Source organism: Pseudomonas sp. GW821-FHT03E01 (genome assembly GCF_059420765.1).
On the sequence record NZ_JBWKUI010000005.1, the window covers coordinates 13826 to 36508 of the forward strand.

The 22683-nt window shown below is 60.1% G+C and carries 19 protein-coding genes; 10 read left to right on the top strand and 9 right to left on the bottom strand.

The annotated features are described in order from the left end of the window. Positions 1–151: 151 nt before the first annotated feature. Entirely contained in the window at positions 152–1381 is a 1230-nt protein-coding gene (locus tag AC07VO_RS09795; RefSeq protein WP_086945005.1) for an acyl-CoA dehydrogenase, read from the bottom strand. Positions 1382–1569: 188 nt separating this feature from the next. Here AC07VO_RS09795 and AC07VO_RS09800 point away from each other — a divergent pair, with 188 nt between their 5' ends. The 3 genes from AC07VO_RS09800 (at position 1570) to AC07VO_RS09810 (ending at position 4132) form a co-directional block, all read left to right on the top strand. Next, entirely contained in the window at positions 1570–2499 is a 930-nt protein-coding gene (locus AC07VO_RS09800) for a LysR family transcriptional regulator (RefSeq protein WP_018925462.1), read from the top strand. Positions 2500–2704: 205 nt separating this feature from the next. Continuing rightward, positions 2705–3103, top strand: coding sequence for a MerR family transcriptional regulator (locus AC07VO_RS09805; RefSeq protein ID WP_007904077.1), 399 nt, complete (start codon positions 2705–2707; stop codon positions 3101–3103). A 129-nt stretch (positions 3104–3232) separates the two neighbouring features. Further along, positions 3233–4132, top strand: coding sequence for a hydroxymethylglutaryl-CoA lyase (locus tag AC07VO_RS09810; RefSeq protein ID WP_086945006.1), 900 nt, complete (start codon positions 3233–3235; stop codon positions 4130–4132). Positions 4133–4743: 611 nt separating this feature from the next. On the opposite strand, the gene AC07VO_RS09815 is transcribed toward AC07VO_RS09810, so the two are convergent. Beyond that, the gene (locus tag AC07VO_RS09815; protein WP_086945007.1) at positions 4744–6441 is read right to left on the bottom strand and encodes an AMP-binding protein; all 1698 of its coding nucleotides are present in this window, start codon (positions 6439–6441) and stop codon (positions 4744–4746) included. Positions 6442–6737: 296 nt separating this feature from the next. Here AC07VO_RS09815 and AC07VO_RS09820 point away from each other — a divergent pair, with 296 nt between their 5' ends. The 4 genes from AC07VO_RS09820 to AC07VO_RS09835 are packed head-to-tail and all read left to right on the top strand — an operon-like array spanning position 6738 to position 12305. Continuing rightward, a complete protein-coding gene (locus AC07VO_RS09820; protein WP_007940933.1) occupies positions 6738–7901 on the top strand; it encodes an isovaleryl-CoA dehydrogenase in 1164 nt (387 codons plus the stop codon). A gap of 12 nt (positions 7902–7913) precedes the next feature. Then, on the top strand, positions 7914–9521 hold the full coding sequence (locus AC07VO_RS09825) for a carboxyl transferase domain-containing protein (RefSeq protein WP_086945009.1): 1608 nt from the start codon (positions 7914–7916) through the stop codon (positions 9519–9521). A gap of 13 nt (positions 9522–9534) precedes the next feature. Then, a complete protein-coding gene (locus tag AC07VO_RS09830) occupies positions 9535–10350 on the top strand; it encodes a gamma-carboxygeranoyl-CoA hydratase (protein ID WP_086945010.1) in 816 nt (271 codons plus the stop codon). Next, positions 10350–12305 (top strand): acetyl/propionyl/methylcrotonyl-CoA carboxylase subunit alpha, encoded by a 1956-nt coding sequence (locus AC07VO_RS09835; RefSeq protein ID WP_086945011.1) that lies wholly within the window; start codon positions 10350–10352, stop codon positions 12303–12305. The genes AC07VO_RS09830 and AC07VO_RS09835 overlap by 1 nt, the downstream gene beginning before the upstream one ends. A gap of 39 nt (positions 12306–12344) precedes the next feature. Here AC07VO_RS09835 and AC07VO_RS09840 read toward each other — a convergent pair whose 3' ends face one another. Continuing rightward, complete coding sequence (locus tag AC07VO_RS09840) at positions 12345–13010, bottom strand: LexA family protein (protein ID WP_018925457.1); 666 nt, start codon at positions 13008–13010, stop codon at positions 12345–12347. Positions 13011–13139: 129 nt separating this feature from the next. Here AC07VO_RS09840 and AC07VO_RS09845 point away from each other — a divergent pair, with 129 nt between their 5' ends. Beyond that, positions 13140–13481: a DUF6124 family protein gene (locus AC07VO_RS09845; protein WP_018925456.1), complete on the top strand. Its 342-nt coding sequence runs from the start codon at positions 13140–13142 to the stop codon at positions 13479–13481. Positions 13482–13967: 486 nt separating this feature from the next. Continuing rightward, complete coding sequence (locus AC07VO_RS09850; RefSeq protein WP_028941233.1) at positions 13968–15119, top strand: M14 family metallopeptidase; 1152 nt, start codon at positions 13968–13970, stop codon at positions 15117–15119. A 62-nt stretch (positions 15120–15181) separates the two neighbouring features. On the opposite strand, the gene AC07VO_RS09855 is transcribed toward AC07VO_RS09850, so the two are convergent. Further along, the gene (locus AC07VO_RS09855) at positions 15182–15628 is read right to left on the bottom strand and encodes a winged helix-turn-helix transcriptional regulator (RefSeq protein ID WP_026286359.1); all 447 of its coding nucleotides are present in this window, start codon (positions 15626–15628) and stop codon (positions 15182–15184) included. Between the two features lie 96 nt (positions 15629–15724). On the opposite strand from AC07VO_RS09855, the gene AC07VO_RS09860 reads away from it, so the two are divergent. Beyond that, positions 15725–16951, top strand: coding sequence for an MFS transporter (locus tag AC07VO_RS09860; RefSeq protein ID WP_086945054.1), 1227 nt, complete (start codon positions 15725–15727; stop codon positions 16949–16951). A 100-nt stretch (positions 16952–17051) separates the two neighbouring features. Here the strand turns inward: AC07VO_RS09860 and AC07VO_RS09865 are convergent, their stop codons facing one another. The 5 genes from AC07VO_RS09865 to AC07VO_RS09885 form a co-directional block, all read right to left on the bottom strand. Further along, positions 17052–17597, bottom strand: a complete 546-nt coding sequence (locus AC07VO_RS09865) for a cytochrome b (protein ID WP_018925452.1) — start codon at positions 17595–17597, stop codon at positions 17052–17054. Further along, entirely contained in the window at positions 17594–18685 is a 1092-nt protein-coding gene (locus AC07VO_RS09870; RefSeq protein ID WP_064618855.1) for a catalase family peroxidase, read from the bottom strand. The genes AC07VO_RS09865 and AC07VO_RS09870 overlap by 4 nt, the downstream gene beginning before the upstream one ends. A 122-nt stretch (positions 18686–18807) precedes the next feature. Beyond that, on the bottom strand, positions 18808–19572 hold the full coding sequence (locus AC07VO_RS09875) for an enoyl-CoA hydratase-related protein (protein ID WP_086945055.1): 765 nt from the start codon (positions 19570–19572) through the stop codon (positions 18808–18810). 57 nt (positions 19573–19629) lie between these two features. After that, on the bottom strand, positions 19630–20964 hold the full coding sequence (locus AC07VO_RS09880; protein ID WP_086945056.1) for a ferredoxin reductase domain-containing protein: 1335 nt from the start codon (positions 20962–20964) through the stop codon (positions 19630–19632). Next, the gene (locus tag AC07VO_RS09885) at positions 20961–22523 is read right to left on the bottom strand and encodes an amino acid adenylation domain-containing protein (protein ID WP_086945057.1); all 1563 of its coding nucleotides are present in this window, start codon (positions 22521–22523) and stop codon (positions 20961–20963) included. Before AC07VO_RS09885 ends, AC07VO_RS09880 begins: the two co-directional genes overlap by 4 nt. Positions 22524–22683 lie beyond the last annotated feature (160 nt).

A 22683-nucleotide genomic window follows, 5' to 3' on the forward strand; every position in this document is an offset into this window, starting at 1 on the left:
GGCTTGGGGGCCTACTGTGGCGAGGGGGCTTGCCCCCGTTGGACTGCGAAGCGGGCCTCAAACCGGCCACCGCATTTTTCCTGGAAAGACGCGGTGTACAATTTACGACTGCTGCGCAGCCGAACGGGGGCAAGCCCCCTCGCCACAGGTCTCAGTGCCCGCTGCGCATCATTTCCTTAGGCACGTACTTGCCGATCTCGAACTTGCCAATCGCCGCGCGGTGCACTTCGTCCGGGCCGTCGGCCAGGCGCAGGGTGCGTTGCATGGCATACATGTAGGCCAGCGGGAAATCGTTGGACACCCCTGCCCCGCCATGGATCTGGATCGCCCGGTCGATCACCCGTAACGCCACGTTCGGTGCAACCACTTTGATCTGCGCGATCTCGCTCTTCGCCACTTTGTTGCCGACGGTGTCCATCATGTACGCCGCTTTCAACGTCAGCAGTCGCGCCATGTCGATCTCCATCCGCGAGTCGGCGATTTTGTCAATGTTGCCGCCCAGACGCGCCAGAGGTTTACCGAATGCAGTGCGGTTGACCGCCCGTTTGCACATCAGCTCCAGCGCACGTTCAGCCATGCCGATCGAACGCATGCAGTGGTGAATCCGGCCCGGGCCGAGGCGACCCTGGGCGATTTCGAAGCCGCGTCCTTCGCCCAACAGGACGTTTTCGTACGGCACCCGGACGTTCTCGAATAGCACTTCGGCGTGGCCGTGAGGCGCGTCGTCGTAACCGAACACCGGCAGCGGACGCACAATCTTCACGCCCGGCGTATCCACCGGCACCAGAATCATCGAGTGCTGAGCGTGGCGTGGTGCATCCGGATTGCTCAGGCCCATGAAGATCAGGATCTTGCAGCGCGGATCGCAGGCCCCTGAAGTCCACCATTTCTTGCCGTTGATCACCCACTCATCGCCATCACGCACGGCACGGGCAGCCATGTTGGTGGCGTCGGACGAGGCCACGTCCGGCTCGGTCATGGCGAACGCCGAGCGGATCTCGCCGCGCAACAGCGGTTCGAGCCAGCATTGCTTCTGCTCTTCGTTGGCGTAACGCACCAGCACTTCCATGTTGCCGGTGTCGGGCGCCGAGCAGTTGAACGGCTCAGGGCCCAGCAATGAGCGACCCATGATTTCCGCCAATGGCGCGTATTCGAGGTTGGTCAGGCCGGCACCCAGTTCAGACTCAGGCAGAAACAAATTCCACAGGCCTTCGGCCTTGGCCTTGAGTTTGAGTTCTTCCATGATCGCCGTCGGCTGCCAGCGATCGCCCTCGGCGACCTGGCGTTCGAACACCGCTTCGGCGGGATAAACGTAGGTGTCCATGAACGCAGTCACGCGCTCACGCAGTTCCTGGACCTTGGGCGAATAAGCGAAATCCATGGCAGCTCTACCTTTTTAACAGGGGTTCAGAGGAGTTGTTCAGGTCATGCAATCGATGCTAGAACAGCTACGAAAATTTACCTAACCTATTCTCGGCGTGTATTAACATTCATCACCGATATATGATCGGCTGATTGCCAAGGCCCTCGGGTCCGATCAAGACGCCCCTGATAACAAGAGTGCAGCGCATGAATCTGAGCAAGGTCGACCTCAACCTTTTCATCGTCTTCGACGCGATCTACACCGAAGCCAACCTGACCCGCGCCGGGCAGATCGTCGGCATTACTCAACCGGCGGTGTCGAACGCTCTGGCCCGCCTGCGCGAAACCTTCAACGACCCGCTTTTCGTGCGCACCGCCCAGGGCATGGTGCCCACACCGATGGCGCAGAACATCATCGGCCCCGTGCGTAACGCCCTCTCCCTGCTGCGGGTGTCGGTGCAGGAAAGCCGCATCTTCAACCCGTTGCAGGCGGTCAAGACCTACCGCATCAGCATGACCGACCTCACCGAAGCGGTGATCCTCCCGCCATTGTTCCAGCGCCTGCGCCGCCTGGCGCCGACGGTGATCATCGAAAGTTTCCTGTCCAAACGCCGCGAAACCACCAAGGAACTGGCGGCCGGGCGCCTGGATTTCGCGGTGGATGCGCCGCTCAACACCGACCCGCAGGTGCGCCACGTCAAGTTGATGGAAGACCGTTATGTGTGCGCCATGCGCAAGGGCCATCCGCTGGCGGGCAAAGAGAAATTCACCCTCGACGATTACCTGTCCCTGACCCACATCCATATCTCCAGCCGCCGCAGCGGCCTGGGCTATGTCGACCTGGCCCTGGGCAAAATGGGCATCCAGCGCAAGATCGCCCTGCGCTCCCAGCATTACCTGATGGCGTCCCAGGTGTTACAGCAGACCGACATGGTCATGACCGTGCCGGAACGCTTCGCCCGTCGCCATGATTTGTACTCGGTGAACCTGCCGGTCAAAGAAGTTCCGCCGGTGGAAACCCACCTCTACTGGCACGAAAGCACCGACCAGGACCCGGCCAACCGCTGGATGCGCGAGCAGATGATCGAGTTGTGCCAGCAGGTCACGGCGCACGAGAAGAAGCTGGATACGGTGTAGGACGTTAATCCGTGTCATTGTTCTTCGCGGGCAAGCCTCGCTCCTACAAGGTTAGCGTCGAACCACGATTAAATGATCGACACCAAACCTGTAGGAGCGAGGCTTGCCCGCGAAGAGGCCCGTCACTACACAGACAATTCATGCCCCTTGACGTAAACGTCAACCTGACATTAGCTTAGCGCCATGACCTTTTTCGAGCGCTTCCATGAGCAGCCAGACCTATAGCATTTCCGACCTCGCCCGCGAGCTCGACATCACCACCCGGGCCATTCGCTTCTATGAAGAGCAAGGCCTGCTCAGCCCCGAGCGTCGCGGTCAGGAACGCATTTATTCGCCCCGTGACAAGGTCAGTCTGAAGCTGATCCTGCGGGGCAAGCGCATTGGTTTTTCCCTGGCCGAATGCCGCGAGCTGATCGAGCTCTATGACCCCTCCAGCGGTAACACCAAGCAATTGCACAGCATGCTGGCGAAAATTGCCGAACGTCGGGAACAACTCGAGCAGCAACTGCTGGACATCGAACAGATGAAGCTGGAACTCGACACAGCCGAGGAGCGCTGCACCCAGGCGCTGGAGCAAACGATCAAGAGCCAGCAGCTCGTGTAGGAGCTGAGCTTGCTCGCGAAAGCGGTATGTCCTTCAACATGGATGTCGACTGACCTAACGCTTTCGCGAGCAAGCTCAGCTCCTACAGGGCTCTGTGAACATTCATACAATCTCAACAGGTCGATTCCCATGTCCCTCCCCACCCACGTACGCCTGGTCGAAGTCGGCCCCCGCGACGGTCTGCAAAACGAAGCCCAACCCATCAGCGTCGCGGACAAGGTGCAACTGGTCGATGCGCTCACCGCCGCTGGCCTCGGCTATATAGAAGTCGGCAGTTTCGTCTCGCCCAAATGGGTGCCGCAAATGGCCGGTTCCGCCGAGGTCTTCGCGCAGATCCAGCGCAAACCAGGGGTGACCTATGGCGCCCTCGCCCCCAACCTGCGGGGCTTTGAAGACGCTATCGCCGCCGGGGTCAAGGAAGTCGCGGTGTTCGCCGCAGCGTCCGAAGCGTTCTCCCAGCGTAATATCAATTGCTCGATCAGCGAGAGCCTGGAGCGCTTCGTGCCGATCATGGACGCCGCCAAACAACACGGCGTCAGCGTGCGCGGTTACGTGTCCTGTGTGCTGGGCTGCCCTTATGAGGGTGATGTCAAGCCTGCACAAGTCGCCCGGGTCGCTCGCGAGCTCTATGCGATGGGCTGCTACGAGGTTTCGCTGGGAGACACCATCGGCATCGGCACCGCTGGCGCGACCCGCAAGATGTTTGAAGTGGTTTCGGCCGACGTGCCACGGGAAAAACTGGCCGGGCACTTCCACGACACCTATGGCCAGGCCATGGCCAATATCTACGCCAGCCTGCTGGAAGGCATTTCGGTATTCGACAGCTCCATCGCCGGCCTTGGCGGCTGCCCGTACGCCAAGGGCGCCAGCGGTAACGTCGCCACCGAAGACGTGGTTTACCTGCTCAACGGCCTGGGCATCGAGACCGGGATCGACCTGGACGCCTTGATTCGCGCCGGCCAGCAGATTTGCGCGGTGCTGGGGCGCCCTACCGGTTCTCGCGTGGCCAAGGCTCGCAGCGCACAGTGACAGTGTGGATGTGTCCGGGTGTTACCGCGTGTTCTGGCACGTGGGGCGGAAACGAGTAACACGGAAACAAATTGTCAGGTTTGGTACGGGTGAAAAATCTCACAAAAAATCAAATCATTGATTTTAAAGGACTTTTCAAAGTTGGCATGGCTTCTGCTATCTCTATGGCATAACAAGAATAAAAAGCTGCAAACCAATAAAAATAAGACGTAACGACTCTGACATAACAAGAACAACACGGCAGAGACGCAGCTAACAGATTTTTTTGGAGAAGGTGTGCTTTTCAGGGTGCTTTTCGGAGTAACCCGCAACCGGGCAGAGAACAATAAAACTACCTTCAGGTAGCTCCCGAACTGGTTGGATCGCTTGGCGAAAAAGTAGATCAGCGCTCAAAAAAATACGTTTGCTCTTGATCCCGGATGGGGATCGACAAAAACAGCGGTAAAGGGCCACGGTTGCCAAAAACAACAACAGACCGCCCCTCAATAATAAAAAAAGAGCACGTAACGACAAAATTAAAGGGGAGCTTCGGCTCCCCTTTGTGCTTTCTTGTCTTTCTATTTTTCTCGACCCACATGTGGAAGCAGGCTCGCCCCCACACTGGTTATGTGTCAGGCGTTTTTGCTGCGCAGCTCCTCGATGCTGATCTCGCGCATCCGAAACTTCTGGATCTTGCCGGTCACGGTCATCGGAAACTCCTCGACGAACTTGAAGTAACGCGGCGTCTTGAAGTGCGCGATACGCTCCTTGCACCAGGCCTGCAACTCCTGTTCGGTGGCGCTGTGGCCGGGATGAAATTTGATCCAGGCGACAATCTCTTCGCCATACCGGGAGCAAGGAATGCCGATCACCTGCACATCGGCAACCGCCGGGTGGGTGAAGAAGAACTCTTCAAGTTCGCGCGGGTAAATATTCTCACCGCCGCGAATGATCATGTCCTTGTTACGCCCGGCGATGCACACGTAACCCTCTTCGTTCATGCTCGCCAGATCGCCGGTGTGCATCCAGCCAGCGTCATCGATAGCCTCGGCGGTGGCTTGCGGGTTCTTCCAGTAGCCGAGCATCACGCTGTAACCCCGAGTGCACAGCTCGCCAATGGTGCCGCGTGGCACCAGATTGCCCGCCTCGTCGATGATCTTGCTTTCCAGTTGCGGCTGGGTGCGGCCGACCGTGGTGACGCGCAATTCCAGGTCGTCCGACGGACCGGTCTGCAAAGACACGGGGCTGGTTTCCGTCATGCCGTAGGCAATCTGCACTTCGCTCATGTGCATTTCGCCGATAACCCGACGCATCACCTCGATCGGACACGTCGCCCCGGCCATGATCCCGGTGCGCAGGCTCGACAAATCAAATTCGGCGCGCTTGGGCTGATCGAGCATGGCGATGAACATGGTCGGCACGCCATAAAGCGCGGTGGCTTTTTCTTCGGCGACGGTGGTCAGGGTCAACAGCGGATCGAAGGCATCGTTGGGGTAAATCATGGTGCTGCCGTGGGTGACGCAGCCGAGGTTGCCCATGACCATGCCGAAGCAGTGATACAGCGGCACCGGAATCACCAGCCGATCATCGGCGGTCAGGCCGAGGCTTTCGCCGACCATGTAACCGTTGTTGAGAATGTTGTAGTGGCTGAGGGTCGCGCCCTTGGGGAAACCGGTGGTGCCGGAGGTGTACTGGATGTTCACCGCCTGGTCGAAATGCAGGCTGTCCTGGCGTTCGTGCAATGGCTCGATCGACACACTGGCTGCCAGATCGGCCAATTGCGACCACGGCAGGAAACCCGAGGGTGGCTGCGCATCCAGGCTGATGACCCCACGCAGTTCCGGCAGGCGTTCGCTCTGCAAGCGGCCGATGGATTGCTCCGCCAATTCCGGTACCAACCCTTGCAGCATGCCGTGATAGTCGGAGGTCTTGAAGGCCCCGGCGCAAACCAGCCATTGGCAGCCGGATTGCTTCAATACGTATTCGAGTTCCGAACTGCGATAAGCCGGGTTGATGTTGACCAGGATCACGCCGATTTTCGCACTGGCGAACTGGCTGATGCACCACTGGGCGCAGTTCGGGGCCCAGATGCCGAGCCGGTCACCGGTTTGCAAACCCAGCGCCAGGAATGCTCTGGCGTGCAGATCAACAGCATCCGACAGCTGCTGCCAGGTGTAACGCAGCTGTTGGTGGCGCACGACCAGCGCCTCCCCGTTCGGGTATTGCGCGACGGTGTTATCAAACGCCTGGCCGATGGTCATCGCCAGCAAGGCTTTGTCCTGGGAACCACGGGTATAGCTGCGCTGCGGGTTTGCACTGGGTTGATCCATGACGACCCCTATTGTCTTTATTAGTGGGCTGTACCGGCGACCTGTAGGAGCCGGCTTGTGTGGCGAGGGGCTTGCCCCCGTTGGGCCGCGCAGCGGACCCAAGATCTGCGAGCGCTGCGCACTCGAACGGGGGCAAGCCCCCTCGCCACAGTCTTTCAGAACTGGCTCTACTCTCGCTCAAGTTGACGTTAACGTAAAGGGTGATTGACAGCCATTCGTCACAGGCTTACGTTAACGTAAAGGTGAGAGCTGAATCACTGCCCTCCCCACCCTACAAAAAAGCCAAAAGGTGCCCCATGAGCTACCCATCCCTGAACTTTGCCCTCGGTGAAACCATCGACATGCTGCGCGATCAGGTTCAGTCCTTCGTCGCCAAAGAGATCGCCCCGCGCGCCGCTCAGATCGACATCGACAACCTGTTCCCGGCCGACCTGTGGCGTAAATTCGGCGACATGGGCCTGCTGGGCATCACCGTGCCGGAAGAGTACGGCGGCGCGGGCCTGGGTTATCTGGCGCACGTGGTCGCCATGGAAGAAATCAGCCGCGGTTCGGCGTCGGTCGCCCTGTCCTACGGCGCGCACTCCAACCTCTGCGTCAACCAGATCAACCGCAACGGCACTCATGAACAGAAAAGCAAATACCTGCCGAAACTGATCAGCGGCGAGCACATCGGTGCCCTGGCCATGAGCGAGCCGAACGCCGGTTCCGACGTGGTCTCGATGAAGCTGCGCGCCGACAAACGCGGCGATCACTACGTACTCAACGGCAGCAAGACCTGGATCACCAACGGCCCTGACGCCAACACCTACGTGATCTACGCCAAGACCGACCTGGAAAAAGGCCCGCATGGCATCACCGCGTTCATCGTCGAGCGCGACTGGAAAGGTTTCAGCCGCAGCAACAAATTCGACAAGCTCGGCATGCGTGGCTCGAACACCTGCGAGCTGTTCTTCGATGACGTCGAAGTGCCGGAAGAAAACATCCTCGGCGTACTCAATGGCGGCGTGAAAGTGCTGATGAGCGGCCTCGACTACGAGCGCGTGGTGCTTTCCGGTGGCCCGACCGGGATCATGCAGGCCTGCATGGACCTGATCGTGCCGTACATCCATGACCGCAAACAGTTCGGCCAGAGCATCGGCGAATTCCAGCTGATCCAGGGCAAAGTCGCCGACATGTACACCCAACTCAATGCCAGCCGCGCTTACCTGTATGCCGTGGCCCAGGCCTGCGAACGTGGCGAAACCACTCGCAAGGACGCCGCCGGGGTGATCCTCTACAGTGCCGAGCGCGCCACGCAAATGGCCCTCGACGCGATCCAGATTCTCGGCGGCAACGGCTACATCAACGAATTCCCGGCCGGTCGTCTGCTGCGTGACGCCAAGCTGTATGAAATCGGCGCCGGCACCAGTGAGATCCGTCGCATGCTGATCGGTCGCGAACTGTTCAACGAAACCCGCTAAACGGAGCTGTCCATGGCTATCCTGCATACCCAGCTCAACCCCCGTTCGGCAGAGTTCGCGGCTAACAGCGCGGCGATGCTCAAACAGGTCGACGCCCTGCACACCCTGCTCGCGCAAGTGCAGCAAGGTGGTGGCCCGAAGGCGCAAGAACGTCACACCTCGCGGGGCAAACTGCTGCCCCGTGAGCGGATCAATCGCCTGCTCGATCCGGGTTCGCCGTTTCTCGAGATCAGCCAACTGGCGGCCTACGCGGTGTACGGCGAAGACGTTCCCGCCGCTGGCGTGATTGCCGGGATCGGCCGGGTGGAAGGCGTCGAATGCATGATCGTCGCCAACGATGCCACCGTGAAAGGTGGCTCGTACTACCCGCTGACCGTTAAAAAACACCTGCGTGCGCAAACCATCGCCCAGCAGAATCGCCTGCCGTGCATTTATCTGGTGGACTCCGGTGGAGCCAACCTGCCGCGCCAGGATGAAGTGTTCCCGGACCGCGAACACTTCGGGCGGATCTTCTTCAACCAGGCCAACATGAGCGCCATGGGCATTCCGCAAATTGCGGTGGTCATGGGCTCTTGCACCGCCGGGGGCGCCTACGTTCCGGCGATGGCCGACGAGGCGATCATGGTTCGTCAGCAGGCCACCATCTTCCTCGCTGGCCCACCGCTGGTGAAAGCCGCGACCGGTGAAGTGGTCAGCGCCGAAGACCTCGGCGGGGCCGATGTGCACTGCAAGATTTCCGGGGTCGCCGACCACTACGCCGAAAGCGATGAACATGCCCTGGCATTGGCCCGGCGCAGCGTGGCCAACCTCAACTGGCGCAAGCTCGGCGAACTGCAACAACGTACGCCGATCGCGCCGCTGTATAGCAGCGACGAGTTGTACGGCGTGGTCTCGGCCGACGCCAAGCAACCGTTCGATGTGCGCGAAGTGATCTCACGACTGGTGGACGGCTCGGCGTTCGATGAGTTCAAGGCGCTGTTCGGGACGACGTTGGTGTGCGGCTTCGCCCACCTGCACGGCTACCCGATCGCGATCCTCGCCAACAACGGCATCCTCTTCGCCGAGGCCGCACAGAAAGGCGCGCACTTCATCGAACTGGCCTGCCAGCGCGGCATTCCGTTGCTGTTCCTGCAGAACATCACCGGGTTCATGGTCGGCCAGAAATACGAGGCCGGCGGCATCGCCAAGCACGGCGCGAAATTGGTGACCGCCGTGGCTTGTGCCAAGGTGCCGAAGTTCACCGTGATCATCGGCGGCAGCTTCGGCGCCGGTAACTACGGCATGTGTGGCCGGGCCTACGATCCACGCTTCCTGTGGATGTGGCCGAACGCGCGAATCGGCGTGATGGGCGCCGAACAGGCGGCGGGTGTGCTGGTGCAGGTCAAGCGCGAGCAAACCGAGCGCAGCGGGCATCGTTTCAGCGCCGAGCAGGAAGCCGAGATCAAGCAACCGATCCTCGATCAGTACGAAGAACAGGGGCACCCCTACTACTCCAGCGCCCGGCTGTGGGACGACGGCGTCATTGACCCGGCGCAGACCCGCGACGTGTTGGCCCTGGCCTTGTCGGCGTCGCTGAACGCACCCATCGAACCGAGCCGCTTCGGCGTGTTCCGGATGTGATCTGGAGAAAACCATGAGCGACTTCAATACCCTTGAGCTGCAGACCGATCCCCGTGGTTTTGCCACCCTGTGGCTCAGCCGAGAAGAAAAGAACAACGCGTTCAACGCCGAAATGATCCGCGAACTGATCCTCGCGCTGGACAAAGTGTCGAGCAATGCCAGCCTGCGTTTTCTGCTGATCCGTGGGCGCGGCAAGCATTTCAGCGCCGGTGCCGATCTGGCCTGGATGCAGCAATCGGCCGAACTCGATTACCACACCAACCTTGATGACGCCCGGGAACTGGCGGAGTTGATGTACAACCTCGCCAAACTGAAAGTCCCGACGCTGGCCGTGGTGCAGGGCGCGGCGTTTGGCGGCGCGCTGGGCCTGATCAGTTGCTGCGACATGGCGATTGGCGCCGACGACGCGCAGTTCTGCCTGTCGGAAGTGCGCATCGGCCTGGCGCCAGCGGTCATCAGCCCGTTCGTGGTGCAAGCCATCGGCGAACGCGCGGCGCGGCGTTATGCCTTGACTGCCGAACGTTTCGGCGGGCAACGGGCACGGGAAATCGGCCTGTTGTCGGAGAGCTATCCGATGGCTGAGCTGGAGCAGAAAGTCGATCAGTGGATCGACAATCTACTGCTCAACAGCCCGGCAGCCATGCGCGCCAGCAAGGATCTGCTGCGTGAAGTCGGCAACGGCGCGCTGACTCCGGCGCTGCGCCGCTACACCGAGAATGCCATCGCCCGAATTCGCGTCAGCCCGGAAGGCCAGGAAGGCCTGCGCGCCTTCCTGCAAAAACGTTCGCCCACCTGGCAAGCCGAAATCACCCTCAAGGAGCCGCGTTGATGAGCGCACCTGTTCTCACCACCCTGCTGGTGGCCAACCGTGGCGAAATCGCCTGCCGGGTGATGCGCACCGCCAAGGCTCTGGGCCTGACCACTGTGGCCGTGCACAGCGCCACCGACCGTGACGCCCGGCACAGCCGCGAAGCGGATATCCGCGTCGACCTGGGCGGCAGCAAAGCCGCCGACAGTTACCTGCAAATCGACAAACTGATCGCCGCCGCGAAAGCCAGCGGTGCTCAGGCGATTCATCCCGGTTATGGTTTTCTCTCGGAAAACGCCGGGTTCGCCCGGGCGATCGAGGCGGCTGGCCTGATCTTCCTCGGCCCGCCCGCCTCGGCCATCGACGCCATGGGCAGCAAGTCTGCGGCCAAAGCCTTGATGGAAACCGCCGGTGTGCCGCTGGTGCCCGGCTATCACGGCGAAGCCCAAGACCTCGACACCTTCTGCGATGCCTGCGAACGCATCGGTTATCCGGTGTTGCTCAAGGCCACGGCGGGCGGCGGCGGTAAGGGCATGAAAGTGGTCGAGGACGTCAGCCAACTGGCCGAAGCCCTGGCCTCGGCGCAGCGTGAAGCACAATCGTCGTTCGGCGATTCGCGGATGTTGGTCGAGAAATACCTGCTCAAGCCACGTCATGTGGAAATCCAGGTATTCGCCGACCAGCACGGCAACTGTCTGTACCTCAACGAGCGTGACTGCTCGATTCAGCGTCGGCATCAGAAAGTCGTCGAAGAAGCACCCGCTCCAGGCCTGACCCCGCAATTGCGTCGGGCCATGGGCGAAGCCGCCGTACGTTCGGCTCAAGCGATCGGCTATGTGGGCGCCGGCACCGTGGAGTTTTTGCTGGATGCGCGCGGTGAGTTCTTCTTCATGGAAATGAACACGCGCCTGCAAGTCGAACACCCGGTGACCGAAGCCATTACCGGCCTCGACCTGGTGGCCTGGCAGATTCGCGTAGCCCGCGGCGAAGCGCTGCCGATGACACAGGATCAGGTGCCGCTGATCGGCCATGCGATCGAAGTGCGGTTGTACGCCGAAGACCCGGGCAACGATTTTCTGCCGGCCACCGGACGCCTGGCGTTGTACCGCGAATCCGCCGAAGGGCCGGGGCGTCGTGTGGACAGTGGCGTCGAAGAAGGCGACGAGATTTCGCCGTTCTACGACCCGATGCTTGGCAAGCTGATTGCCTGGGGCGAAGACCGTGAACAGGCGCGGCTGCGATTGCTGAGCATGCTCGAGGAGTTTGCCATTGGCGGGCTGAAGACCAACATCAACTTCCTGCACCGGATCATCGGCCACCCGGCGTTTGCCGCCGCCGAACTGGATACCGGGTTCATTCCGCGTTATCAGGAGCAACTGCTGCCAGCACCTTCGCCGCTCAGTGATGAGTTCTGGCAAGCGGCGGCCCAGGCGTTTGCGCAAAGTCAGCCGGCTGTGTTGCGCGCCGATGATCCGAGTTCGCCGTGGGCCTTCAACAATGGTTTCCGTGCCGGGTTGCCGACAGAAATCACCCTGCATTTGAGTTGCGAAGGGCAAGACCGGGCGCTGACCCTGGGCGATGCCGACGCGCATACCGCACGGCTCAAGGGTGAATACCTGCTGACCGAGCACAGCGGTTTGCGCCGCCAGCACCGGGCCATCCGCCGTGGCGATGCGCTGTATCTGCAATGGGACGGCGAGCTGCGCCGCATCGAGTCGTATGACCCGATCGGCGCCGTCGAAGCCAGTCACAGCCATCAAGGCGGGCTTACCGCGCCCATGAACGGCAGCATCGTGCGGGTGTTGGTGGAGGCCGGGCAAACGGTCGAAGCCGGGGCGCAACTGGTGGTGCTGGAAGCGATGAAGATGGAGCACAGCATTCGCGCGCCCCACACCGGGGTAATCAAGGCGTTGTATTGCCAGGAAGGCGAAATGGTCAGCGAAGGCAGTGCGTTGGTGGAGTTGGAGCAAGCGTGAAATGAAGATCGGTCCTACGCGTTGCGAGGACCGATCCGATTAGAATTTGGCAGTCGCCTGAACCACCACGCCGATGATTCGGCATTCCTCGGTGTAAAGGGCTTTCGGATACGTCGGATTGAGCGGGACCAGGTAACGCTGCCCGCCCTCTTCGATCAGTTTGCGAAAGACCGCCTCGGCGCTGCCGGGCCATTGGGCGATCACCAGTTTGCCAGGCTCCGGCACGATCGCCGGGTCGACCAGAATCAGCATGCCCTCGGCAATGCTCGCTCCCGTAGGGGCGGTCATCGCGTCGCCGACCACCACCAGCCAGAACGCCGCGCCCTGTGCGTGGTAATCGGACAGCTCGAAACGTGGCTTGCTGACAGCCAGCGAAGTACCGTAGGTCGATAGCTCGCCGTCGCGCACCTCCCCGGTTTCCCGCCAGTCACTGACCGGGTAGCGAAAGTACGGGTTGTACTTTTGCGCCAGGGAGATCTCCTCATCCTCTGAGGGCAGCGGCTCCCTGATCACCATCGCCACTTCCAGATAGTCCATGCCGAGCGCCCGCAAGACACGATTCATCTCTGCGATGCCGGGCTGACGACGTTTATTGAGCCAGTGGCCGACGCCACCCTGGGACATCCCGATGCGCTCGGCGAGTATTTCCTGAGTGACTTTGAGTTCACTCATTTTGGCCTTGACCAATTCAATCCATTTATCCATGTGCGGCACGATACGTGGGGTACTCCGACCATCAAAACACAAATTGTAGTATTAAAACTGAAGACACAAATACAGTAAGTACTAAGCTGGGCTCACGGATTTGAATTTCTCACGGAGCTCGCCATCGTCATGACCATCCCCAGCAATACCTTGCCCGATATGCAAATCGACACCAGCCTCACCTCGCCAAAAGGCTCTGCCGCGGCGCAGCGCGCACTGGACTATTACTTGAAACCAGCTGTGTCAGAAGTAGCCAGCGAAGAACGTTTCTTTGATGTGAACCGTAACATCAGCAGCGAAGAGGCGCTGGTCCATGCTTCGGATCTGCTGCGGTGTGCCGTCGCCACCGCGCATGAGTCAGCCAACCAACTGCAGGGCGCAAGCCGGGATCTGGCGTTTTCGACGGTGCACATGATCGACATGGCCAAGGCGATGGTCGAACGGGCCCTGGAGGGCAATCAGAACAATTGAGGCGGGAGCGCATTGGAGGAGGACAGGAAAATTTTTCCAATCGCGCAGGTAGAAACATTTGACTTGCAAATGATAATGATTATTATTGCATCAACTGGTCGCGAGATCAGTCGATAGTCCAAGAGACCTTAGGTCGGACTCCTGGACTATCTCCTCATCAGGCTAATCACGGTTTTTGACCCGGCTTTTTGCCGGGTCTTTTTTTTGCCAGTCAGGCTGGCTTTGGCTTCAGGCTAATGAAGTCTGTAGGTGCTGCAAAATTCGATTGGCGCGGATGATATCAAAAGAATATCTACTGCCAAGAGAAGCCCGGCAGCACTGGGCCAAACTAACGAAAAATAGCACTTGAGAATCAATTGCGCAGTCTCTAAGCTGCATCGGCGTCAAGGAGGACGCCCCCCTTTTACCCCCCCGTAATTTCCCCCCGGTTTCTCCCCCTCTTGCGTGTAAAGTAGCAGCCATAAAAATCGTATTCAGGAAATGATTATGGCCGGGGCTAAATCTTCTTTCGACATCAGCGCTAACTTCGACAGCGGCAACATTGATGTGCTGGACATCAGCAATCCTCTGCAAGCATTGCTGGCCATCAGGCCAGACACTCGCAGCCAGCATTTCCAGTGGTTCCATTTCAAGGCCAGCGGCCTGCATGTGGGTCAGGAGCATTGGTTTCGTCTGAACAACGCCAGCAAATCCTCATACAACAAGGCCTGGGATGGTTATCAGGCGGTGGCGTCCTACGACCACGTCAACTGGTTCCGGGTGCCGACCATCTTCGAAGGCGACTGCCTGCGTTTCAGCCTTGAAGCCACTGCCACCCATGCCTGGTTCGCCTACTTCGAACCCTACAGCCGTGGCCGTCACGATTGGCTGATCGAACAGGCACTGACCAAGGCCGGCACCGAACTGTTGGCCACCGGCAAGAGCGTTGAGGGTCGTGACATCCAGCTGTTGCGCAAAGGGACTGGCGCCGAAGGTCAGCGAAAGGTCTGGATCATCGCCCAGCAACACCCCGGCGAACACATGGCCGAATGGTTCATGGAAGGCGTGATCGAACGCCTGGAAAAACACGACGACCCGGTGCTGAATAAGCTCCTGGCCAGCGCCGACCTGTACCTGGTGCCGAACATGAACCCGGACGGCGCCTTCCACGGTCATTTGCGCACCAATGCCATGGGCCAGGACCTGAATCGCGCCTGGCAGAACGCCAGCCAGGAAATCAGCCCGGAAGTGCTGTTCGTTCAGCAGCAAATGGAAAAATACGGCGTCGACCTGTTCCTCGACATCCATGGCGATGAAGAAATTCCCTACGTGTTCACCGCCGGTTGCGAAGGCAACCCCGGCTATACACCGCGGATCGAAAAACTCGAAGAGCGCTTCCGCAGCCATCTGAAGCACCTGACCAAGGACTTTCAGACCAAACACGGCTACACCCGCGACGAACCGGGCAAAGCCAACATGACCCTGGCCTGCAACAGCGTCGGTCAGAAGTTCGACTGCCTGTCCTTTACCATTGAAATGCCCTTCAAGGACAACAACGACGCGCCGAATGCGCTGACCGGCTGGTCTGGTAAGCGCTCGAAGCAGTTGGGCAAGGATGTGCTGACGACCATTGCCGACATGGTCGATACCTTGCGCTGATCACCCTTGGACAAAAGATCGCAGCCTTCGCAGCTCCTGCAAGGCGGCGATTTTTTGATGTTTTACTCAGCCGGGATCCGCACACAATCCTGGGGCCCCAACAGCCGCCCATCCTCGGCGCGCAATTCCAGCGGCCGCACCGGTCGACCGTTCTCACGATCGACAACCTGCGAATGCGCCTCCCCCGCCTCATAGAAAAACGCCTCGCCCCACTGCCGCAACCCGATGATTAACGGGAACAAGCCCTGGCCCTTCTCCGTCAGCACATATTCCTGATACGCGCTGCCATCCGACGCCGGCACCAGATCGAAAATCCCGTGGGCCACCAATGTGCGCAGGCGTGCCGAAAGAATGTTCTTGGCCATGCCGAGATTGCGCTGGAACTCACCGAAGCGTCGCAGGCCATCGAACGCATCGCGCACGATCAATAGCGACCACCAATCCCCAATCGCATCCAGTGAACGAGCGACCGGGCATTCGGCGCCTTCCATGCTTGTACGTTTAACCATGACCGCGTCCGCCGGCAACCAATGTGGTTGCAATATAAAACCAGAATCCTTACCGTACAACTGGTTTTATATTGCAACCACACAAGGAAGCCTGTGATGAAACCTGACCACCCGTTAAGCGGCGCCGTGGTGCTGCTGTTTGCCGTCGCCTGCGGCCTGGCCGTCGGCAATGTGTATTACGCACAACCATTGCTCGATGCCATGGCCGAAGCCTTCGCCATGGACCCGGCAACCATCGGTATCATCATCACCCTCACTCAGATCGGTTATGGCGTGGGCCTGTTGTTGCTGGTCCCTCTGGGGGATCTGCTCAACCGCCGCCGATTGATCGTCTTGCAAACCCTGCTGTCGGCACTGGCCTTGTTGATGATTGCGTTAGCCCCGAGCAGCACCTGGCTGTTGCTCGGCATGGCGCTGACCGGGTTACTGGCGGTCGTTACGCAAGTCCTGGTGGCCTACGCCGCGACGCTGGCCATCCCGGCGCAACGTGGACGTGTGGTAGGCGTGATCACCAGCGGCATTGTCGTCGGCATTCTATTGGCACGAACGGTGGCCGGCGGCATGGCCGACCTGGCTGGTTGGCGTTCGATTTATCTGCTGTCCGCCGGGTTGACCCTGGTGATGGCGCTGCTGTTGTTTCGTGTGCTGCCCAGGCACGAAGACGCGCGACCGGATAGCGCTTACGGCGCGTTGATCGGCTCAGTCTTCACGTTGTTCAAGGAAGAACCGGTGTTGCGTCAACGGGCCATCCTTGCCCTGCTGACGTTCGCCAGTGCCATGGTGCTGTGGACCCCTTTGGTATTGCCGTTGAGCGCCCCGCCGCTTTCACTGTCCCACACCGAAATCGGACTGTTCGGGCTGGCCGGGGCTGCCGGCGCACTGGCCGCTGCTCGCGCCGGGCATCTGGCCGATCGTGGCCTGGGTCAATGGACCAGCGGACTGTCGTTGTTGCTGATGCTCGCCTCATGGCTGCCCATCGCCCTCACTCAATCCTCGCTGTGGGCGCTGCTGCTCGGGGTGATTACGCTGGATCTGGGTTTGCAGGCCGTCCATGTCACCAGCCAGAGCATGATCTACAGCGTGCGCCCCGAAGCGCAAAGCCGACTCACCGCCGGCTACATGCTGTTCTATTCGATCGGCAGCGCCTTGGGCTCTATCGGTTCGACGGCGATGTATGCCTGGGGCGGCTGGATCGCGGTGTGCTGGCTGGGTGCGGGCATCAGCGCCGTAGCGTTGATCTATTGGTGGCTGACGCTGGCCACCAAAACACCCAACACCTGTGGCGAGGGAGCTTGCTCCCGATCGGCTGCGCAGCAGGCGTAAATCGATCAGACGCAGGAGCGTCTGACCAACCGCATTTGGGGCTGCGTTGCAGCCCAACAGGGGCAAGCCCCCTCGCCACAGTTATCGGCAGTCGCCCAACTCACCCACGGTCCCTGCCCCGCAACATGCTGTCCAGCACCTCATCGCGGCGCACCCAACCGTGAAACAACGCCGCCGCCAGGTGCAGCAGCACGGTCAGGAACAGTAGATACGCCAGATACCTATGTGCCTTGCGCAGGAATGCAAACACCTGCGCATTCGCCGGCAGGATCGACGGCAGTTGCAACGAGCTGCTGAGCATCACCGGATCGCCAGCCGCCGAAATCATCGCCCAGCCCAGCAGCGGCAAAATCAGCATCAAGGCGTACAGCAAGACATGCGAAGCCTTCGCCGCGAGCACTTGCCAACCCGGCAAGTCCGCCGGCAGCGGTGGTTGCCGGGTCGAAAAACGCACGGCCAGACGCACGACCACCAACAGCAGAATGGCGATGCCCAACGGTTTGTGCAGGTGGATCAGCCACTCGTGACGCTCGGACACCGAGGCCACCATGCCGGCGCCGATGAACAGCATCGCGATGATCATCAGCGCCATCAGCCAATGCAGCAGCCGCGCCAGGGGAGCGAAATGGTTCGGTTGAGCGCTCATTGATGAGCCTCCTGCTTGGCGTTGGGCAACTGATTCACTTCGCTGGTGCGACGCAGATAGGAATTGGCATAGCCCGCTGAACGAGCGGCGAGCAGCGGGTCGTCGGAGCCTTCGATACCGCTGGGCAATACCAGTGGGTCGTAGTTGATGTCACGGCACTCGCCATTGAGTTGTGGCTGGGTGCTTTCGAGCACCAGAGTGCCGGCGTTCACAACTTTTCGGTCGCCGGGCCAGGCCTTGCTCGCGTCGTTGACCGGGTCCCCCGGGTTCGCCAGGGTGATGTTCAACTGCCAACGCAGCGGTCCGGCGGACAAACGCTGAACCAGATCCTTCTCCAGAAAGTCAGCGCCCTCCGGTGCCGTCGCGCCCGCCGCATCCTGAGCAACCGGGGTCATGCTCCAACGCACCGCTTGCCGCTGCCCCGCTGCGTTCACCAGGTAAAACGCATTGACGCTGTTATACGTCTCGGTCGCATAACTGGCAGAAGGTTTGGCAGTCTTGATCCAGGCAAGAAAAGGCGCGGCTTCCGGGTGAGAACCGAAGAACGCCGGCACTGCCGCAGGATTCGGTTTGCCGGTGGCCGGGTCCGGTGACTGCGCCTGTTGCAGCTGATAGAACGCCTCGGGCGTGCCCACCGGGAACACCGGCATGCTGTTCATCCCGGTGCGCCACTGCTGACCGTTGGCCTGGGTAAAGCGCAACGCCAGGCTGCGGATCGGCACGCTGTTGTCCGGTGCGTAAGGGTTGCCGGCAGGCAGCGCGAAACGCCCGACCACCGGGGTCCGCGCTTCATTGAACACTTGGGCGCTGGAATACTCGCGCACCTGGCCGCTACTCTCGAAATGCCCGATAACGCACACCCCTTTGGCGTGGTTACGACGGAACCCCGGGTGCACGCCGTTGTTTTTCTCCAGCACATTGATCAACGCTTTCGGCGTCAGGCGCTGTGGGTCGAGTGTGCCGTTGACGTAGGCAAAAGCCCCGGCCAGCGCGGCGACCACCACGGCAATGCCGGTCAGGCGCAACGTCAGGCTCGCGGTGCTCAGGGGCGGCCGAGACGGCCCTGTTGTAGATGAGCGATCAACCATGAAAGTCTCCGGGGCCATAGGCCACAGGGGGAAAGAGCTATGAGACGAACGTCACGTAGGATTATTCCCCCTGAACTGTAGTTTCTTTCAAAGCACCGCCAGCGACGAATCCTCAAGGTTGGTCAAACCGGGTTAAAACTCGGCTCACGCTTCTGCAAAAAAGCCTGCATACCTTCCTGTTGCCCCCCCGTGGCAAACAAACCATGAAACACTCTTCGCTCGAAAAGAAGGCCATCGCGCAATCCTGACTCCAGTGCCCGGTCCACTGCTTCTCGCGCAGCCAGTGTGGCGGTTTTGGCGAAACCGGCAATGATCTGCGCTGCGGCCAAGGATTGCTCCAGCAGATCGCTGGCAACGATGACCCGCGACACCAATCCTGCCCGCTCGGCCTCTTCGGCCGACATCGAGCGTCCGGTCAAAATCATGTCCATGGCCTTCGACTTGCCGATCAGGCGCGTGAGACGTTGGGTCCCGCCCATTCCAGGCATCACCCCCAACCTGATTTCCGGTTGGCCAAAACGAGCGTTATCGGCAGCAAAGATCAGATCGCACATCATGGCCAACTCACAGCCGCCACCGTATGCATAACCGGCAACAGCGGCCAGCTTGGGCGTACGCAACGCGGCAAAGGCTTCCCAATCGGCGAAATAATCCTCATGGACCATGTCCAGGTAAGATTTTCCGTACATCTCCTTGATGTCGGCACCCGCCGCAAAAAAATCCGCTGTCCCGGTGATCACGAAACAGCCGACTCCGGGGTCGCGATCCAGCCGTTGCAAGGTGTCCAGCAGTTCGCGCATCAAGGCCGAACTCAAAGCATTCTTGGCCTGCGGCCGATTAAGACGAATCAATACGACTCGATCATGACGTTCGATCAATGTGTGCATGGTGATCTCATTAAATAGATGTGAAATGTTTGAATGAAAAAACGCTCTTGGCACACTTCAGGAATCCCAGATTGCGCCATACGCCGGAATGCCCCGCCCCTCCATTTCCTCAACCACTCGCTGGGTGAGCGTCTGGTTCGAAATGCAGATCACCGCCTCGGCACCGAACGAGCGAACCGCGTCATAAGCCAGTTGCACAAGGTCTGGCTTGCCGAGCACATCGGTGTCCCAGATCAAGGCATCAGGATTGGCCCGCAGGATCTCTTCCACCAGTTCGTCACCGTAGGTTTTTCGCGGGCTGCGGGTCGACCAGACCAGCCGTATCGGTACTTGCCTGGCCAACAAATGGGGCAACACCGGGCCGATGCCGCTGCCCGTGGCGATGTACACCACCGATTTGAACAGGGTTTCGATGTGCGCCACGCCAGCGGTGGTAATGCCTTTGACCCAGACATGCGTCGGCATTTGCTCGATGAACTCGCCGGTCCAATCACCTGCCCGGGAAATGATCAGGCGAAAACCCGCTTCACCCGGTGCGGGAATATTGGCAAAGGAATGCCACTCCATCAGCGGGTTGAGACTGATAGCGTTGGAGGAGCCGGCAAACGGCGTGACATGGCCAAAACGGGCTATTACCGCATGAGAAGAAGGCCTGATCAGTTGCACCGGCACTTTGCGCAGACGAAACCATGGCAAGGCGATGCTGAACGTCAGCACAATCAGCATCCAGAATGCCACCGACGTCGACAGCGCCTCGCTCACGAAGGCCTGCGGGTTCTGGTCCCGGGTAAACAGAACGCTCCATACCCAGAACAGGGCAAGTGCGGTCCACCCACCAAAGCGGTGCATTCGCTCGAAGCCGTTGTGAAAACGCCCGCGAATCCGCGGATGAGCCATGACGGCCACCAGCAGCAAGATCCCCAGCAACCCGGCGCTCACCCCGAGCAGCGCCAGAGAAACGCCGCCCAAACTTTCAGTCCAATGCCAGGCCAAAGAGCCGCTCAACACCGCGAACCAGCCAATCGCCGCCAGCGCCCCGCCACTGTGCAAGCCGCCGAAGTGGTAAACCTTGGCCAGTGATCGGCGTATCGCAAGCGGCCAGGAAGTGGGCGCCCGGGTTGCCAGCCAGAACAGCAGATTGATGATGTATTGCTGGCGAATCAAAATCGCCAGCGACAGATTCGCCACCACCAATCCCGACAGCGCCTCAAGGACTATCCCCGTGGATGTCCACCATTGCCCGGCGGTCAACCCATGCGCCAGTGCCGCGATATTGAGTGCAAGCACCAGCGCTACGAGGCGGTTGTAATGAGAAAATATCGGCAACGTCCCCAATCGCCGCCACAGCACGCGCTTGACCGGCAGTGCGGTATCCGAATTGCCCCCCTTCATGCGCTCACCCCTTGCCGGGTCGTCGCGTCGGCCTGGTGCGTCATCGCCCACTCCAGCAGCAAGCGTTTGTCGACCTTGCCGCGTGAGGTCAGCGGAATGTGCTCCACGGCGAGGATCAGCGAAGGGACGCAATAGTAGGCAAGCCGCTCTTCACAGCGCCGTCTTGCATCATCGATGTCCGTGGTAACGGGATAGACGAAGGCCACCAGATGGCGACTGTCGAGTTTCAACGTGACCGCCCGCTCGCAGCGATCAGATGACTCCAGAGCCGCAGAAACAGAGTCGAGCTCCACCCGAAACCCTCTGACCTTGACCTGATCATCGACACGTCCCAGGTGTTCAAGTTCGCCGTTCACTGTCCAGCGCCCCAGATCACGTGTGCGAAACATCATCCGGCCCTGCCCCAGAAACGGATCGGGCCGATAGCGTTCGGCGGTCAGCGTCGGGTTACTCAAATAACCGGCGGTCACACAGTCGCCGCCAGCCCACATCTCACCTTGCTCACCCGCCTGACAGAGCTGGCCCGCCTCATCCAGCACGTACACCGTGTTGTTGGGCGTGGGTTTGCCGATCGTCAATGCACCTGCGCCCCTGTAATGCTGCATGGTGTTGACGATCGTGGTTTCGGTCGGGCCGCAGGCATTGTAAAAAGTGCAGAACGAGGACCAGCGATCAGCCAGGGGCTGAGGGCAAGGCTCCCCGGCAAGGGCCACGACCTTGACTTGCTGACAACGCAATGGATCGAGTGTGCCGAGTATCGAAGGTGTAGCGATCAGCACGTCGCATTGTTCGGCCGTCTGGGCGATGTCCTTGCCACGGATCATCAAGGTCGCACCATGAGCCAGGCACCCGAGTATTTCCCAGGCCGCCATGTCAAAGGCGATGTTAAGTATCTGTCCGACCTTGAGCCCAGGCCGCATGCCGAGATTGCCAGGGGCTGTCAGCAAAATATTGCACACATTGCGGTGGGTCACCCGAACCCCATTGGGCAGGCCGGTGGTGCCGGAGGTAAACAGCACGAAACACAACCGGTCCGGGGTCGATGAAAGCGAACAGGCCACATTCAGGTCATCAGCGGGTGTTGACGCAACCGCCATGAACTCATCGAGGCAAATGCAGTGTTGCTGCGACGTCAGGGGAATTCGCGACTCGAGGCTCGACAGTGTCAGCACCACCCGCGTCGAGGCCACGTCCATGATGTGGCGCAATTGCGCGGTGGGAGTAATCCCTACGTGCTGAGGGATGTAGGCAGCACCCACTTTCAATGCGGCCAACATTCCCACCAGCATCGGGATCGAACGCTCCACAAACAAGGCCACGTGATCGCCCGGGGCGACGCCCTGCTGACGCAACAGCGTGGCCAGTCGGTTGGCCTGCCGGTTCAGTTCACCGTAGGTGATGGCTTCGCCCTCACAATGGGCGGCAATGTCCTGAGGTCTGGCGGCGGCTTGCGCCTCGATGGCGTGATGGATCAGAAGATACTCAGGCTCAACCGTCGGCCCACGACCGAACTGCGGCCACACGTCATGGGTGTTGTTGTCCGGAAGCAGCGAACACATCGATGCCGACTCAAGGGAAATTTTGCACTCTTGCATGTTAAAAATTCTCTTCAGGCTCAATATTTACGTTCAAGCACGGGTGGTTCTGCGCAGCCTGGTGAGAGGCTGGGCTGACTGCCTGAGCTTGCTGCATGGGTTGAGCCGCGAAGTTCGATGCCAT